Below are 17,181 nucleotides of genomic sequence, written 5' to 3' on the forward strand. Positions count from 1 at the left end.
TAGTTTTGTTTACCTCTTTGCTTGCCATTCTTCCGGATATGATGGGAATTACAACGCGGACATTCCATGAAGATTCACCCTAATTCATATTCTCATTATGCAACGCCGAAAAAACAGTGAAATTCAAGCAAGAGCTGAACAAAAATGTCCAGATTGCCTGGAAGCACAGAAAAATTATGCCAAACAGTATCGGCATAGTGTCCATCAGTGGAGTTATGGCAGATTGATTGAGTGTGTTCAAACTCAAGCGGCTAAAGCTGGAATTGTTATAGAAGAGGGGAAACAGCCTATCAGAGGAAGCCCACACCAGAAAGCAAAAGAGTTGGCGTTCCCCGAAGGGGTTGCCGCAGGCATCGCTGCCTATAAATCACGCCAAATGGCAGATTGACAAAAATTTGAACCTTGAAAATAAAATAAACTAATAGCGCCGCAGTTCATGTTGTAATCAACCCCTGAACTGTGAAAAGTTTGGGTTAGTTTGACTGTGTGAACACAGTCCTGCTTTCTGACCCTAGTAGCTGCCCACCTTGAAGCTGCTGTCTCTTGTAGACAGGAATCAGGTGCGTCCCCAGTAATAGAGGTGCGGGTATACCGCAGTGGTGGCTACCGAATCACCTCCGACCAAGGAGGAACCCACCTTAATTATTTTTGAAAGGGGTCAAAGATTCGAGCAGTTTCAACTCCCGTTCTTAAATTTAGGAGGGTTGAAAGATTCTTAGAGGAAAAGTTTAGCGCATCCTTGGGTACTTTAAAAACCTTTTCAAGCTGGATGGGTTTAAAGAAACGACAGGGAGCGAGTTAAAGAGCTTTCTATATAAAAGCTTATTGAAGATTGATTACTGACACTTTTTCAAGTAAGCGTAGGCATCGCTCTTTCAACCAACCTCTATCAAGTTCGGGTTGAGTAAGCTTTTACATATTTGAGGTTTTAGTAGTTGTGCTAAAACTTTGCTAGATTTATGGTGGGTTGAAAGGTAAGGCAGAGGTCTGCCTTTGTGATTAGTATGTTTTTGTGGTTGTGACACATAATCTGTTAACAGTGACATCAATTTGTTAAACATGACATCAATCTGTTAACAGTGACAAATAATTAGTTAATGTACATTTAAAGGCGGCACCCGGATTTGAACCGGGGGATGGAGGTTTTGCAGACCTCTGCCTTACCACTTGGCTATGCCGCCGTACTCTACAGCTTATAATCATAGCATCTTTTTATGCAATTTTGCATCTTCAGGCTGCAAAAATTCTGTTATTTCTGTGCTGGTTCAAAAATATAGGGATACCAGTTTAAAAATAGCATTTACACTTCTATTGATGAGTGTCGTAAAATACAAAAAAATTATAATTTACTCCTTAAGATAGATGAAAATATGAAAATGAGTGAAAAAGTATAAAAAGAAACAAAAATTTGTATACATTAATTTACTTAACATATAGTAAATAAAAGCTAAATTATATACCTGATATGAGATTGCCTATTGCCTCGTTGATGAGTTAAAAAATGAATTTACTACTCAGTTGATATTGTTGCTCATTTCCCAAAAGGAGAATCAGATATCAATACGCACAAGTTTCTGAACCTAAAAATGGATGAAAAGTCTCCCATCTCGATTGCTCAAGTAACAGATACACATCTGTTAGCTTCAGAAAGTCAACGATTACAAGGAATATCTACTACAGAGTCCTTCTTAGCTGTGATGAAGCGCTTAGAGGAACTAAGACCAGAATTAGACTTACTGCTGATGACGGGAGATTTATCTGGGGACAGTACGCCAGAATCATATGAAAATCTACAACACCACTTGAATTCAGTCCAAATACCGACTTATTGGCTACCCGGAAATCATGACTGTGCGATCGCAATGGATACAATATTAAATCAAGGCATGGTTTCCCGACGTAAATCTTTTCAACGTGGGAATTGGAATTTCATTCTCCTTAACTCTTGTGTACCTGAGTCTGTGCATGGTTATTTATCAGCTACAATCCTAGAGTGGCTAGACGCTGAGTTAAAAATATCGAGTGACAGACCCACCTTACTAGCACTACATCATGCTCCTTTACTAGTAAATTCTGCATGGATAGATACTAGCTGTCTGCAAAATTCTGAAGAATTTTTGGCGATTGTTGATCGTCATCCACAAGTCAAGCTAGTCTTATTCGGTCACATTCACCAGGAATTTCAACACCAGCGCCACATTGTTAACTACTTAGGTTCTCCCTCAACTTGCTATCAGTTCCAGTCGAAAAGTCCCACTTTTGCGATTAACCCAGAATCACCCGGTTTTCGTTTGTTGAAACTATACCCTGATGGCACATGGGAAACTGAAATTGAGCGAGTTCCTTATTCTGTCCCTATAGATTCAGTGGTAACTGTATCTTACTAAGTATCGCTTTGCTTAATTCTTGTAACTTCTTTAAACGCAGAGTATTACCAAGGTGAATTCGCTACAATTAATTAAATGTTGTACTCAGCAATAAGTACTCAATTCTTGGTCGGTATTATTATTCACGCATCAGTATTTATTTTTACTTCATCAGCAAAACTCTGGTAACGCACAAAATAGAATGGCCCAGCGACAGAACCCCAGATATGTTCATCGGTGTCTAAATCTCGTCCTCGGTCAAGACTGATAAATTTCTCTTGATTAATTTCAAATTCGCTATCCAAGTAAGTCTTTTGTCCCTTGCGAAAAACGATACAACCTTTTCCTGGTTCTACCATGCCTTTAAAGGAGTTACCAGTCCACTCTACAATCATGTTACAGCCTGGTAGTTTTTCCAGTGATTCACTAGTTAAAGCTTTCAAGCGATTGAGATCACGAGATGCACCCCCAAAGTTTTCTTCTTGCTTAAGAGTATAATTTTCAATGTGGATGCGATCGCCTACAGTTATCAGCTTTAGTACCCGCAAACGATAGGGGTCATTCAGCATATAGTCATACGCTTGTTCAACAAAAAAGCCTACTCCAGATAATACTTCCCACGGTAAGGGACGCATACACACGCGAATATGAGCATAAAAGGGCGGATTTTCAAAAGCTTGTGCTTGATTACTAAAATCTGCTGCCATCCACCGTGCTAAGGTGGCAATGTCTGTAGAGTGAGTCATGACATTAGGTTTATTAAAACATATCTGAGAATATTCTAAAACGTAATGGGGACTGGGGATTGGGGACAAATCAATTCAAAATTCAAGATTATACTAATTTGAAAAATGAGTGCGATCGATGGAATTAAAATCCAAAATAGTATTTAAGGACTTCCAGATAAAAAAATATCCAACTAGGTTGGGTGCGCTACTTGCGAGAAAACTTAGCTGTACCAAGAAATTATTCATACTGACGCACCCTACTAAGCGTCAATTTGCCATAATCTATTTTTTGGTGTTCCCTTAGAGATTGGGGATATTTATTGAGAGTTGATGCGTCAGGTGAATTTGCAGTTAAAGTTATTAGGCATAGAAGTACTTATGCCTAAGAGATGACTGAAAAATGGGTTCCGAGTTGAAACTCTTACTCAGAACTCAGCACTGTCTAATACCTATACAATTGTAAAATTCCTATGCTACGGCGCTTAAGTGTCATTATTACAACCGCTATTATCTGGCAAATTAGCAGTTCTTTGACGCTAGCTAGAAGTAACGATCCCCAACAAGCAGATAGATTTCCCCCTAGTCCATTGGAAATCACCACGCCTGATCCACTTTTACCACCTTTGCGTGATCAACAACAGCTAACTTCCGCAGAACAGCAAAAATTAGAAGCGGCGCTAGACGAGTTAAATCAACAAGCAGCAGCACAACTGCAAGGTGGGGATAGTGTAGCGGCTTTTGACATTTGGAATCGTGAACTACGTTTGCGACGCTATTTAGGAGCTGTGGCTGAAGTAACAGCATTGTCAAGAGTTGGTGATATTGCTTGGAATCAAAACAATCGCCAACAATTACAATATATTACTCAACGCTTACAAGCAATTCAAAAACAGGCACAACCTCAAAACAAAAATGTGCAGAACAGCGTAGATTTACCATTGCTGCAAGCATTAGGTGTAGCTTATCAAAAAGTGCGATCGCCAAAAAGTGCGATCGCAGTATACAACGAAGTTTTAGCCACAGTCCGACAGCAACAAAATTTAGTAGCAGAAGTAGATACCTTAAAAACAATTGGAGAATTAAATCTGATTTGGTTTGATTATCCCCAAGCCGCTACCGCCTACGAGGAACTGTTAAAATTAGCTTCTTCTAGGGGTGAGAGCCAGAATGAGTTAACATACTTGCAACAGCTAGCTTATATTTATCAGCAGTCTAAGCAAGCACAGCAATCAATTGATGTATTGAGTAAGCTAAAGGCTATTTATTCCCAGAATAATAATCTTACTCAATTGCCTACCTTACAGCTAGCGATCGCTACTAATTATGAAACCCTAGCCAGGGAAAATCCGGCTTTACTACAAGAAGCTTTTCAAAACTATCAAGAAGCTTACACCACTGCGTGGCAATTACAACAGTATGCGGGTGCAGCTGAAGCTATCCAGAAATTAATCCCCTTGTACCGTTCTCAAGGACAACTAGATGAAGCCTTGCAAACCAGCGAAATCCTTATACAGATACAAGCACGAGCCGCTAACTTTTATGGAATGATGCAAGCTTATGACCAAATAGGGCAATTATATTTAGAGCGCAAAGAATACCCGCAAGCAGTCACAGCATTTCAAAAAGGTTTAGAACTGGCACAACAATTAAAACATCAGGAAGCCTATTTTACTGAACAAGTTGAAAAGGCAACGAAAGCAAGTTCTTAACATAGCAATTCTATCTAAATTTGTGAGAATCGAAACGTTACAAAACTTTCCATTGAGATAAAGTACATTATCCTCGCTTCTACTCTCTCTCACCTATAAAATATAGTGCAACTAACCGATAAACCCCGACTTCTCACAAAAGTCGGGAATCTTATAGCTCACGAATGATTGAAGATTCACCATTGACTATCGACTGTTGACTAAAAGGTAACTCTGCATTCATTGCCGCAATTTCCTGCTCTTCTAATTGATTCACCTCACTAATGTAAGGACGTAAAATCTGACCTAGACGACCATTATAAAAGCGATGGAGACTGTAATTAGGTGCAGCCGGGAAACCACGACGTTTTTTATGTCGTCCACCAGCGCCAGGGTCAAAAGTTTGAATACCGTTAGCGATCGCCCACTCAATTGGTGCATAATAACAAGCATCAAAATGTAAGCAATCAATGTCTTGAAAACTACCCCAATAGCGACCGTAGAGGCGATCGTCTTTAAACAAACAAAAAGACATACCTAGAGGCTGGCGAGCATCTTGCTGATGATAAGCAGCAAAAAATACAACCCGATGGCGATAATCATGGTGTAACTGCTCAAAAAATCGCTTTGTTAGGTACTTGCTACCCCACCAACCAAACTTGTCACAAGTATCAGCATAAAACTGATACATCAAAGTAAATAAAGACTTAGGAATTGCATCGCCAGTCACTGCTTGCAGTTGTAAACCCGCTTTTTCCACAGTTTTACGCTCGCGCTTAATATTGCGACGCTGATTAGCATTAAACACCATCAAGTAATCATCAAAAGTCTGAAAGCCTGAATTTTCCCAAATAAAACTATGGTGTAACCAAGCCGTAAAACCTTGTCTTTCTAGTACTGGTCGCCATTCGGGATCAACATAGAGAAAATGGCAACTAGAAATCTGATTTTTTACACAGAAAGAGTCAATTTCATGCACCATCATTGCAGTGATTTCATCTTCATCTTCCCCACTGGCAATTAAAAACCGATAACCTTCAGCCGGGGTGAATGGTGTCATACCCAAGAGTTTGGGATAATACTGCACACCAATACGTTCTGCTAACTCTGCCCACTGATGATCAAAAACAAACTCACCATAACTATGTCCTTTAATATACAGTGGAGCCGCAGCAATCAGTGTTCTGTCTCGCCAAAGTGTCAAGTGATTTGGTAGCCAGCCAGTTTTAGCTGTAGCACTCTGGGAAGTTTCCAAATTATTCAGCCAATCCCACTCCAAAAAAGGAGTTTTTAAAGGTAGCGCCAAAGCATCCCAAGCATCTTGGGGTACTTCAGTGATTTTATTAATCCAAACGCTGGAATAGCGAGGCTTGATTTGTTCAACCATATTTGGGGCGTAGGGAGTAGGGGAGAGAAAAACTAATGACCAATGACCAATGACTAATTTAATCCATCTACCGTTGTAGTCGATAGTGTAGGAAAACTTCGTGTTCAACTTTTTCTACTTCCAGTAGTTGAAGACGGGGGGCTAATTGTGATAAGAATCCTTTACCATCTACTGGTGTGGGTGCAGTTGCACCACCTAAAATCAATGGACAGACAGTAAGCCAAAATTCATCTATTAAATCTAATTCCAGCATAGAAGCAACTAATTCTCCCCCGCCCAAGACCACCAAGTGTGTTATTTGTAGTGATGTTAGTTGCTGTAAAACAGCGATAGTATCTATCTCTCCTGTTGGGGTTTCAAAAACCAAAATTTGCTCAAATTCTGAGCGTCCTTGCCAAAAGTTATGACCTGATGTTGTAGTGACTAACCAACGCCTGATTGGCTGTTGAAAAAACCTAATTTCCGGATTGAGGTTAGCAGAATGTGTAATTACTATATGAATTGGTTGTGCAGGCTTGCTTTCTTGTTGGCGACGTTGCAGCAGAACTGTATCTGATACGGTCAGTGTTGTACCATAGGCTCGGAGAGTACCAGCACCTATCAAAACGGCATCAGAGGCAGCGATTTGTTGTTCTAAGTGTGATTTATCAACACCTGTGCCAAATCGAGCAGGCGATCGCCTAACATCTGATATCTTGCCATCTGCACTCATTGCCAAAACTACTGTGGTGTGAGGACGATATTGCACCATGAGGTTGGTTTAATAGTTTTGCTATTCTATTTACTAATAAATGATGGCAGAAGCGAGAATATCATAACTCTACGTAAAATCCAAAATAAACTGTAAGTTTCTCCCACCTTGTAACTTACTTTTCTTGGTCGGCGCAAGCCTACTCGCAGGGTATGCGCGAATTTTTAATTTTGCAATCCGCCACACGGTACTATATCCGTATGCAACACCAATCACAACTACATCTAACGTGCATAAGTTTTTGTATATTACACTGCTTTTTGTCTATTAAATATTTGATACTTTTATTTCCTGATAACAAATTTATGATAACTTCATAAAATGTCTCCTTTAGCTAGTCTAATTGCCTGTGTTTTCTGTTGTGATTTGCAGTTGCGAAGTGAGACACTAGATGCCTAGTAACGGTCAATCATCCTTTAGACGTATTTTAGTAACCAGAATTCTGCTTCTGTTTGTGCCAGTGTTATTTATTGGACAAATAGCAGCTTTGAATAAAGCACGGTCTAGTTTATTAAAAACTGCTCGACAAAATCTGACAGAAAGTGCCGTCATTAGAGGGGAGAAAATTATCAATGCGATCGCCACTCTTAAAACTAACTTACTAACTGCTAGTCAGACAACGGTAGTACAATCTGGTTCACCAGAGGAAGTCGAAGAATTTTTGACGCAGCTAGCACAAGCACTACCCCGATATATCGAGTGCTTGCAACTAAACGATTTACAAAATGGTGACATCATCGCCAGTAGTTGTGGCAAAAAAGAAATTGCACCAAGTAGACAACCATTTCCTAGTGATGGTTTAGAAATTAGAACCATAGCACCTCCAAAACCCGGAATTACTGGCCCTCGCAATCCACAAGACCAACTGCAATTGGTACTAACTGCCCCTGTATATAATAACTCTGGGCAATTGCAGTATACTTTAAGTCTTCAGTCAGCACTGCATAAACAAACTCGCAATAAACCAGGTTCACTGACTGGTTCCATAATAGTAATTGCCGAAGATGGGACGATATTGGCACACCCATTGCCTGATTTAATGGGAACTAATATCAAACAACACCCCGATGCAGATCAAGTCCAAAACATTATCAACAATGCAATTGCTGGACGTAATGAGCCAGTAAATTTTATCTTTCAAAAAAATAAAGAATTGGTAGCAGGTTATACAGTAATTGACAATCCAATTACATCTCAGCAGCAACAAAAATGGATAGTCATGTCTGTGACAACTGTAGACAACGCCCTATTTGGTTTAGAAGAAATCAAACTCATCCTCATTGTTTTAACAGTTGGTTTGATTGGTGCAAGTTTATTAGCATCGCTGTATCTAGCCCCTTACCTAGCCAAGCCTGTCGAAGAATTGCGTGACTATGCTTTAAACATTCATAGTCACCACGCCGCCAGACCAGTACCCGATAACTTTAAAATTCGGGAGTTTAATCAACTAGCACAAGCACTAGACCAAATGGTTGATAGGCTCAAAGCTTGGTCAGAAGAAATTGAAACATCATGGAAAGAAGCAAAAACCGCAAATCAAGTTAAAAGTCAGTTTTTAGCGACAACTTCCCACGAACTACGCAACCCATTAAATATTATTATCAACTGTGTACGTTTAGTTAAAGACGGCTTGTGTGATGACCGAGAAGAAGAAATAGAATTTCTCCAACGTGCTGATGAAACAGCTATACACCTGCTAGGAATTATTAACGATCTACTTGATATTTCTAAAATTGAAGCAGGAAAACTTTCGGTAGTTATGCAACCTTTGGATTTCCGACAAACACTTTTAGAAGTAATCAATTTACAGTCAGTCAATGTTCAACAAAAAGGCTTAAAACTGAAAACAGAATTAGGTACAGAACCCCTCCCAGTTAAAGCCGATGCAGCCAAACTAAAACAAGTATTAATTAATATTATTGGCAATGCAACTAAGTTCACTGATGAAGGTAGTATTACTATCGCTACAAAAATTAAAAATTTAATTGATGGTACATCACAAGTAATAGTTAATATTACAGATACAGGTTTAGGTATTGAACCTGCACAACAACACAAACTATTTCGTCCCTTTGTGATGGTCAATGGTAGTACGACCCGTAAATTTGAAGGTACAGGATTGGGGTTAGCTATATCGCGTAACTTAATTGAACTGATGGGTGGTACTATCACTTTAGAAAGTGCCGGAATAAATCAAGGTACGACAGTTAAGATTACCTTGCCGATAATTGATATTTCTTTATTGACTACACCAGTCAAAGAAAATAATTCTAAAACCCAGAATCTTGTAGCTGGGAATGAAAAAATTAATGGAACAAATTCTTTATCTTCTAGCCATTCAGAAAAAGTTCTTTTAGAATCTAACGGAAACTATGGCTCTAAAAAAGCAGAGTTAGAAGAAGAGTATTCTGAACTGAACCTGATAGAAAAAAATTATGAGGTTAGTCTTTGTTCTCAGTCTATTATTCTACCTAGCCTTTCACTAGGAGAGGCTTGTATTAATAGGATTGGGGAAAGATAATTCAAAATTCAAAATTCTCTCATAGCCTACGGCTAGGCTTCTGCTAACAAAATCCCAAAAAGTTACGGAAGCAAACTATGACAAGGGGTTCTGAAAATCATTCTAATTTGAAAAAAGAATGTGACAGATACCCAAGGACATAGTCTGGTTATGTCTGGTTTTCTTCTCTACGGGACGCTACGCGAAAATTTTGAATTTTGAATTGGTATAAGTTATGCACCCCGTGAATTTAGGGACTTCCAACTTAAAAAATATACTATCACTGTGTACGCAGAGGGGCAGGGGGCAGTGGGAAAAATAACGATGTCTTCTCTCGAAAATTGGATAATTTATTTTCTGGAAGTTCCTTATTTAAGAAAAGCTGGTTGACCGCCTTGATTGAGGGATGTTGTTAGAGCAGAGAGAATTTTGACTAACTCTGTGCCTACCCGGCCAGAAGAAATCGCTGGGGGTGTATTCTGGAGGATGGAAGTAATAAAGCGATCGCACACTCGTTGCAACGGTTCGCCTGTTTTTAGTTCCAACACCTCTGTGCTTTGATTCACAGGTAAGAACAGATTTCCTTGGCGTTCAAATTCACCATGTAACAAAGTTAACTGTGATGATGGTGACATTTCATCGAAAATCAACGTCCCAAGACTACCCACCACCGCCAGCCGACGCTGTTTATCAGGATTCAACCAACACAGGTGAATATACGCTTTAAAACCATCTGGGTATATCAGTGTTACCCAGACTAAATCCGCTAATCCTGGGGAATCCTGGTTCAAAATTTCTCCCCCTGACCCCTGCCCCCTGCCCCCCGCCTCTTTCCCCTCCCCTTGCAGCCAAACCGTACCCGTCGCCTGCACACTTACGGGTACTTGACCTAACCAATTGTTAAAGATAGCGATATCATGAATGGCTAAGTCCCATAGGGCATCAACATCTTGGCGGACAGGGCCTAAATGGGTACGTGTAGCATAGCCATAACGCAACTCACCTAATTTACCCGCCTGGACTACAGTTTGCCCTTGCTCAACGGCTGGATGAAATAAATAAGTATGATCAACCATGAGTACCAATTGCCGTTGCTCTGCTAATTGGCAAAGTTCTTGACACTCTGTTGGGTCTAAGGTTAGGGGCTTTTCTGCCATGACATGATAGCCTTGGCACAGAGCATCCTTAATTAAAGCGTAGTGAGTAGTTGCAGGAGTAGCGATCGCCACTGCTGTCAATCCTGGTATTTTCTGCAAATCAGACCACTGAGTTGTTAATAAGACTTTGTCAGTCAAATTAAACTGCTGTTTGACTGCTGCCAACCTTTCTGGATGGGGATCAACTACAGCCATAACATCAGCTTGCGGATAAGCTAAAAAATTCCGCAATAAATGCACTCCCCAGCGTCCTACCCCAATAACAGCGATTTTAGTCATAATTCAATATAATTCGTAATGGCCTAAGGCAAGGCTTGCGCCTACGTAATTCGTAATTCGTAGACTGCTGCTTCATGGGAGTAGACAACCGTAGATTCTAGATTGTCTATCCCGTAATTTAGCAGTATCCTAGAACCAAAGAACTTAATTATGGCAATCTAGCTTGAGTAGCAATCAGGCTAGATTTTTACTTGAATAGCCAGGCTACAAAGGCAGTAAGAAAAGCTGGAGCAAAAGTGTATAGGATTTTTAATGCTTCAGGATCGCTGGTTGCCCTCAATATTAAGAATGCTAAGGTGCTAAATAAAATCAGAGTTCTCACTGATGCTTTTTTCATGGCATTAGTATACTTAAATTACCTTTTTAGATTAAGGTAATTCTTTGATCATTAACCAGGGTGAAACCACGCAATGTAAATTAACAGTGTAATCACTTAATTTAAGAATAAATATGCAATGAGCAATGAGTGTGGACTATTGACCACCCATTTCCTCTGGAGGAGTTATTGCCAGGAAAGCTACTTTGGCGGCAGCTTGTTCGGCGGCTTTGATAGAGCGTCCTTTGCCTTCACCGAGTTTGTTGCCGTGTAACCAGACTTCAGCCGCGAAACGTTCTTGAGTGCGGTTTGCCTGATTGATTTCGACAACTCGATATTCAGGTAAAACTTTAAATTGTGCTTGCGTCCATTCTTGTAGAGCTGCTTTGTAATTGAGTCTGGCGGGGTCGAGGCGAATTTCAGTTGCTAATTGGCGAAAATGATGGTCTAACCAAGGGCGTATGAGTTCTAAATTAGAAGTGCTGAGATAAAGCGCACCTAAAACTGCTTCAAAAGCATCTGCTAATCGGGACTCTTGACCAACTTTATCACTGGTGGCACTGCCGGCAACCAATAGATGTAACTCTAGACCATATTCTCTAGCTAATTGGGCGAGGATGCGATCGCTCACCAATACCGAACGAATTGCCGCAAAATCACCCACTGGGCAATCTGGATATGTTTCCCATAGCACCACAGCCGCAGCTAATCGCACCACCGCATCGCCAACAAACTCCAACTGTTCATAATTGGCTGATTCAGACACAGTAGAATGAGTCAGTGCTAAATCCAGCAATTCCCACTTAATTGGTGCTGTTGTTGGCAGACCTAATTTTCTTACTAAACTTTCAAGTTGCCTCTGACGGCGGGGATAAACAAGAGTCATTTGTTAATTGTCAGTTGTCAGTTGTGGGCCAGTGCGGTCTTCTCCCTTTGGGAAAGGCTACGCCAAGGGGGTTTCCCCTATGAGCAACTGGCATTAGTGTTCGTGCAGCGTCCCGTAGAGAGGAACGAGCGTCACCTAAAGGATCAGTTGTCATTGGTCGTTTCTTTTGACTATGGACTATGGACTAAAAGAGGAGAGAGTTGGTAGTAAGCCGGGTTCTGTTCTCTGTGTAAATTGCTTTACACGAGGGCGGTTATCTATCTGGGACGTTTGTTACCAAACGCCTCTAGCGGCTCTGTGATCACGGAACTGGTAAAAGACCAACCATAGTTCCTTCGGCCTTGCTCCCAACCGGGGTTTACCGAGCCAGTACCTCTCGATACTGCTGGTGCGCTCTTACCGCACCTTTGCACCCTTACCAAAATTGAATTCATCACTTAAAACGCACAATCCAAAATTGTTCATTTTGAATTTTGAATTTCGCGGAAAGTTGCGTGCGGGGGTTCCCCCCGTTGAGCAAACTTTCCAAGACGAATTTTGAATTGTTTTGGCGGTATTTTTCTGTGGCACTATCCTCACGATCGCTCGCACTGGACGTTATCCAGCAAGTCTGGTCTTTCGGGAGTCCGGACTTTCCTCAAGCCAGTTAGTCTAACTGGCCTGCAACCGCCAACGCCTACTCTCTCCCTAGCTCCAGTGTAATCTTGGATGGTGTATTGTGTTTGTTTTGCTTATTTCTTTTTATTCCAAGGTAGGGCGTAAGTCCAAGGCAATTTTCTGATGGTGAAGGGACAATTAATGATGGAGATGGGAGGTACATTCACCCCTGGGGCTAAACCTGCACGTACTTCAGATAAACGCAAAACTAGCTGTAGTGAGAATTTTAATTCTTCTCTACCATTAATAAAGTCGTTGTATAACTTTGCTTGTGATTTGTTTTTTTTCAATTCACTGATGTCAACTATGGGTTTTTTCGCTGTATAGGTTCCAGTTCCTTGATCTCGCTCGTAAAGATTTTCTCCTGATAACGTTTGTGAAAGGGTTTTTTTAGGAACTATTAAGCTAGGACTTTGGGGTACACCCAAGTCACGAATTAAGTCTGGGGATCTGCGAATAACTCTGTAAGATTGCTTGCTGTTTTCAATTATCAAAGAGCTATTATCCCAATCTACGTATATAGCAATATTGTCTGATTTATTTTCAATACTCATGGACAATTCCTTCAATGGTTGATCTTTAGGATCTTCTTTTTTTTCTTCTAAGGGATAAGAAGAATTGAGTTTAAAAGATATGCTGATTTTTTCGTCCAGTTCTTGCGCTTTTAGCTGGTCATCAACGTCGGATTTTTTAAACTCATATTTGATGCGATCATCGATGGAGGCTCTCATGAGATTAAAGACGTAAGAAACTCCAATAATATAAATTGTTAAGACAAGTAAATTTTGGTCAGTACTCCTAGTCATATTTAATATATAAACTCCTTATAATAATTTTTCTTACGCGGTTCATTGGCGATGTTCAATATTTAATCACGCTTAATCATCGAAGAATTTTCTAGCCACCCTCGTTTCCAAAATAAAAATAGTAATGTAAAGGCGATCGCTCCCATCACTCCCAAGCAAATTGGATAACCCCAATACCAATTCAACTCAGGCATATTGTATGGCGATTTTTCGGTATTGAAGTTCATCCCATATATACCAGCTATAAAAGTCAGAGGGATAAATATTGATGAAACCACGGTCAGTAGTTTCATAACTTCATTCATTTTGTTACTAACTGCTGATAAGTATACATCCATTAATCCAGATGCCAATTCTCGGTAAGTCTCCACCATATCCATGACTTGCACTGCATGGTCATAACAATCGCGGAGATAGATTTGCACATCTTTGCTAATCAATTCACTGCGATCGCGGATTAAAGCATTAATTGCATCTCGGAGAGGCCAAATAGCACGACGCAGTTGCAGTAATTCTCGCCTGACTTGATAAATTTTTTGCAGTGTTTGGCGAGTAGGCTGAACAATTACTTCCTCCTCTATTTCCTCTAGTTCTTCTCCATAACGTTCTAAAACTGGGAAAAAACCATCAACAATGGCATCCAACAAAGCATAAGCTAGATAATCGGCTCCTTGTCGGCGAATAATCCCCTTTGCTTTTTCAATTCGCATCCTCACACCTTCAAAGCAATCATGCTCTGGTTCTTCCTGTATGGTCAACAAGTAGTGTTTTCCCAAAATCAGACTTACTTGCTCACTATAAAACCCGCAACCTGTTTCTTTGGGTACGACCATACGAGCAATAAATAATAATTGATCTTCAAAATCTTCTGTTTTCGGACGTTCTGATACATTCACCACATCTTCTAAAACTAGAGGCGGTAACTCAAAAACTTGCCCTACTCTTTCTAATATGTCCTGATTACCCAAACCCTGGACATCTACCCAAGTCACAGAGTCTCTATCCAAATAAGGAACACATTCTTCCGGCGTTGCAACTCGCTGGTAAATAAAATTAGTTGGGCTATAGTCAATTAAGTCAATTTCTGGTGGTGGTGCATCTGCATCAATAATGATGGTTCCGGGGATGGTTCCTGGGTAATGATAAAACTCATCTTTTACATATGATGGTTTAGCAACTACCTTGGCAAGACGACGAAGTTTTCTAATCATGAAGTGTTACCCGATACTTATTCATCCAAGTTCAAACACTCTTAATTTTCGATAAGAAGTCGGAAATTAACAATGTGGGAGAAAGTGCTAAGTGCTGAGTAATAATTTCTCCCCTACACCCCTAGCTCCCAGTTCCTTCATCGTCAGCCTGTGGCAAGGTAAACTGTTGGAATTGATAAAGTTAAGCTACGCAAAGTTAAAAATAGAGTCCTATGCCTGGGTTTTTATTGGAAGTTGGAACAGAAGAGTTACCTGCAAGCTTTCTGAGTGGTGCTATGGCACAGTGGCGATCGCGCATTCCCCAGAGTTTAGCAGCTAATAGCCTCACGAGTGAATCTGTAGCAGTTTACGGGACTCCCCGGCGTTTGGCGGTACTGATCACAGGTTTACCATCCCAACAGCCAGATCGGGAAGAGGAAATCAAAGGCCCACCCGCCCAAGCAGCTTTTAAGGATGGTCAACCAACTCCAGCAGCCGTAGGTTTTGCTAAGAAGCAAGGCGTAGAATTAGAGGCGTTAGAGGTGCGCCCTACTGATAAGGGGGAATTTGTCTTTGTCCAGAAAAGAACCCCTGGCCGTCCTGTGGCAGATATATTAACCGAACTTGTACCCCAATGGATTTATAACTTAGAAGGTAAACGCCTCATGCGTTGGGGTGATGGGGATGTGAGGTTTTCCCGTCCTATTCGCTGGTTAGTAGCGTTGTTAGATGAGGCGATTTTACCGATTGAATTGGTGAATGGTTCTCTCACAGTGAAGAGCGATCGCATTTCTCACGGTCATCGGGTTTTGCATCCAGAACCAATTACAATTCACCAAGCCAGTGATTACGTCAACACACTGCGTTATGGTTATGTGGCTGTAGATGCTAATGAACGCGCGGCGATAATTCAAGAGCAAGTAGAAGCCGCAGTGCATAATTTAGGTGGATATACGGAAATTTATCCAGATTTGTTAGAGGAAGTTACTAACTTAGTAGAGTGGCCTTCTCCAGTGGTTGGTAAATTTGAGGAAGAATTTTTAAATTTACCGACGGAAGTAACAACAACAGTCATGGTTAGTCACCAGCGTTATTTTCCTGTGTTCAAAACTGGAGATAATAAAGAACTACTACCATATTTTGTCACTATTTCTAACGGCAACCCCACCAAATCAGAAGTAATCGCTGTTGGTAATGAACGAGTGATTCGGGCAAGATTGGCAGATGGTCAATTTTTCTACAAAACCGATTTAGCTAAACCTTTAGAAAGTTATTTACCCCAATTAGAAACAGTTACCTTTCAAGAAGACCTTGGTTCTCTACGTGCCAAAGTAGACAGAATGGTTAAACTTGCTGAACGGTTCAGCGCTCAACTGCAATTAGGGGAAAGTGATCGCCAACATATCCAAAGAGCTACTTTATTATGTAAAGCTGACTTAGTAACCCAAATGGTGTTTGAATTTCCAGAATTACAAGGAATTATGGGACAAAAGTATGCTGTAGCTAGTGGAGAAAGCCCAGAAGTCGCTACGGCAATTTTTGAACACTATTTACCACGGGGAGCCGATGATATCTTACCCCAAACCCTCACAGGTCAAGTCGTCGGTTTGGCAGATAGGCTTGATACTATAGTCAATATATTGGAATTAGGCATGATGGGATTAGTAACAAAACCCACTGGTTCCTCTGATCCATTTGCATTAAGACGTTCAGCTAATGCTGTTGTGAACATTACATGGGCTGCTAATTTGCAAATAAATTTGCAAAATTTATTAGATCAAATATCAAAAGATTTTGCAACAGACCATAACGTAGATCAAGACCAAGTGACAATTAATGCAGTATTTCGAGATGAATTTTTTATACAACGCATCCGCACCTTATTACAAGAAGAAAAACAAATTGACTACGACTTAGTAAATGCGGTGTTGGGAGAGAATGACGAAGAGTATCAAGCAAGGGCATTACAGGATTTACTAGATGTGCGCGATCGCGCTCTCTATCTGCAACAAATCCGCCGCGACGGTACACTAGATAAAATCTACGAAACCGTGAACCGTTCTACACGACTAGCCGCCCAAGGTGATTTAGATACCCAACAGCTAGACCCCACATCTGTAGTTCGTCCCGAACTGTTCCAAAAGCCTTCAGAATCAGCTTTTTACGATGCTTTAGTTCAGTTAGTACCCCAAACTCAAGCAGCACAACAGTCACGCAACTATCAACTGTTAGTTGAGGGATTAGCAAAGATTGCACCTACCGTGAGTAACTTCTTTGATGGAGAGGATAGCGTCTTAGTCATTGACCCCGACCCAGATATCAAACGCAATCGCCTAAATATCTTGGGATTACTGCGGAATCATGCCCGTGTGTTAGCTGACTTTGGGGCGATCGTCAAAAATCTGTAGTGTAAAGCAACAAAAAGTGGTGTAATTTTTGCCAATAAGCGCTAACATAATGAGTGCTTAAC

14 protein-coding genes, 1 tRNA gene and 1 other RNA gene are annotated in these 17,181 nt (G+C 40.7%); 5 read left to right on the forward strand and 11 right to left on the reverse strand.

All coding sequences use genetic code 11. The features are described 5' to 3' along the window. Positions 1–68, reverse strand: a 68-nt coding sequence (locus tag H6G18_RS25365) for a transposase-like zinc-binding domain-containing protein (RefSeq protein WP_449224089.1), incomplete at its 3' end; no start/stop codon positions are given. 29 nt (positions 69–97) lie between these two features. On the opposite strand from H6G18_RS25365, the gene H6G18_RS21180 reads away from it, so the two are divergent. Continuing rightward, positions 98–388, forward strand: a complete 291-nt coding sequence (locus H6G18_RS21180; RefSeq protein WP_190409075.1) for a hypothetical protein — start codon at positions 98–100, stop codon at positions 386–388. 721 nt (positions 389–1,109) lie between these two features. On the opposite strand, the gene H6G18_RS21185 is transcribed toward H6G18_RS21180, so the two are convergent. Then, positions 1,110–1,181 (reverse strand) — tRNA-Cys (locus H6G18_RS21185). Positions 1,182–1,586: 405 nt separating this feature from the next. Between H6G18_RS21185 and cpdA the strand changes: the two genes are divergently transcribed. After that, a complete protein-coding gene (gene cpdA / locus H6G18_RS21190; protein WP_190409076.1) occupies positions 1,587–2,387 on the forward strand; it encodes a 3',5'-cyclic-AMP phosphodiesterase in 801 nt (266 codons plus the stop codon). A gap of 122 nt (positions 2,388–2,509) precedes the next feature. Here cpdA and H6G18_RS21195 read toward each other — a convergent pair whose 3' ends face one another. Further along, positions 2,510–3,112 (reverse strand): chromophore lyase CpcT/CpeT, encoded by a 603-nt coding sequence (locus H6G18_RS21195; protein WP_190409077.1) that lies wholly within the window; start codon positions 3,110–3,112, stop codon positions 2,510–2,512. A gap of 452 nt (positions 3,113–3,564) precedes the next feature. Between H6G18_RS21195 and H6G18_RS21200 the strand changes: the two genes are divergently transcribed. Then, complete coding sequence (locus H6G18_RS21200; protein ID WP_190409078.1) at positions 3,565–4,803, forward strand: tetratricopeptide repeat protein; 1,239 nt, start codon at positions 3,565–3,567, stop codon at positions 4,801–4,803. A 151-nt stretch (positions 4,804–4,954) separates the two neighbouring features. On the opposite strand, the gene H6G18_RS21205 is transcribed toward H6G18_RS21200, so the two are convergent. Continuing rightward, a complete protein-coding gene (locus H6G18_RS21205) occupies positions 4,955–6,169 on the reverse strand; it encodes a GNAT family N-acetyltransferase (protein WP_190409098.1) in 1,215 nt (404 codons plus the stop codon). A gap of 67 nt (positions 6,170–6,236) precedes the next feature. Continuing rightward, positions 6,237–6,920 carry a RibD family protein gene (locus tag H6G18_RS21210; protein WP_190409079.1) on the reverse strand — a complete coding sequence of 228 codons (684 nt, stop codon included), beginning with the start codon at positions 6,918–6,920 and terminating at the stop codon, positions 6,237–6,239. A gap of 391 nt (positions 6,921–7,311) precedes the next feature. Here H6G18_RS21210 and H6G18_RS21215 point away from each other — a divergent pair, with 391 nt between their 5' ends. Continuing rightward, positions 7,312–9,441, forward strand: a complete 2,130-nt coding sequence (locus tag H6G18_RS21215; protein WP_190409080.1) for a sensor histidine kinase — start codon at positions 7,312–7,314, stop codon at positions 9,439–9,441. Between the two features lie 347 nt (positions 9,442–9,788). Here the strand turns inward: H6G18_RS21215 and H6G18_RS21220 are convergent, their stop codons facing one another. The 6 genes from H6G18_RS21220 to corA form a co-directional block, all read right to left on the reverse strand. Continuing rightward, entirely contained in the window at positions 9,789–10,856 is a 1,068-nt protein-coding gene (locus H6G18_RS21220; RefSeq protein WP_190409081.1) for a Gfo/Idh/MocA family protein, read from the reverse strand. Between the two features lie 473 nt (positions 10,857–11,329). Next, positions 11,330–12,058, reverse strand: coding sequence for a ribonuclease III (gene rnc, locus H6G18_RS21225; RefSeq protein ID WP_190409082.1), 729 nt, complete (start codon positions 12,056–12,058; stop codon positions 11,330–11,332). 10 nt (positions 12,059–12,068) lie between these two features. Beyond that, on the reverse strand, positions 12,069–12,212 hold the full coding sequence (locus H6G18_RS21230; RefSeq protein WP_190409083.1) for a hypothetical protein: 144 nt from the start codon (positions 12,210–12,212) through the stop codon (positions 12,069–12,071). Between the two features lie 37 nt (positions 12,213–12,249). Next, positions 12,250–12,742, reverse strand: an RNA gene (gene rnpB, locus H6G18_RS21235) — RNase P RNA component class A. A 47-nt stretch (positions 12,743–12,789) separates the two neighbouring features. Then, positions 12,790–13,521 (reverse strand): hypothetical protein, encoded by a 732-nt coding sequence (locus H6G18_RS21240; protein WP_190409084.1) that lies wholly within the window; start codon positions 13,519–13,521, stop codon positions 12,790–12,792. A 62-nt stretch (positions 13,522–13,583) separates the two neighbouring features. Then, positions 13,584–14,732 (reverse strand): magnesium/cobalt transporter CorA, encoded by a 1,149-nt coding sequence (gene corA / locus H6G18_RS21245; RefSeq protein WP_190409085.1) that lies wholly within the window; start codon positions 14,730–14,732, stop codon positions 13,584–13,586. Between the two features lie 212 nt (positions 14,733–14,944). Here corA and glyS point away from each other — a divergent pair, with 212 nt between their 5' ends. Continuing rightward, on the forward strand, positions 14,945–17,119 hold the full coding sequence (gene glyS, locus H6G18_RS21250; protein ID WP_190409086.1) for a glycine--tRNA ligase subunit beta: 2,175 nt from the start codon (positions 14,945–14,947) through the stop codon (positions 17,117–17,119). Positions 17,120–17,181 lie beyond the last annotated feature (62 nt).

Source organism: Anabaena subtropica FACHB-260 (genome assembly GCF_014697105.1).
In the GTDB taxonomy this organism is placed as follows: domain Bacteria; phylum Cyanobacteriota; class Cyanobacteriia; order Cyanobacteriales; family Nostocaceae; genus Trichormus; species Trichormus subtropicus.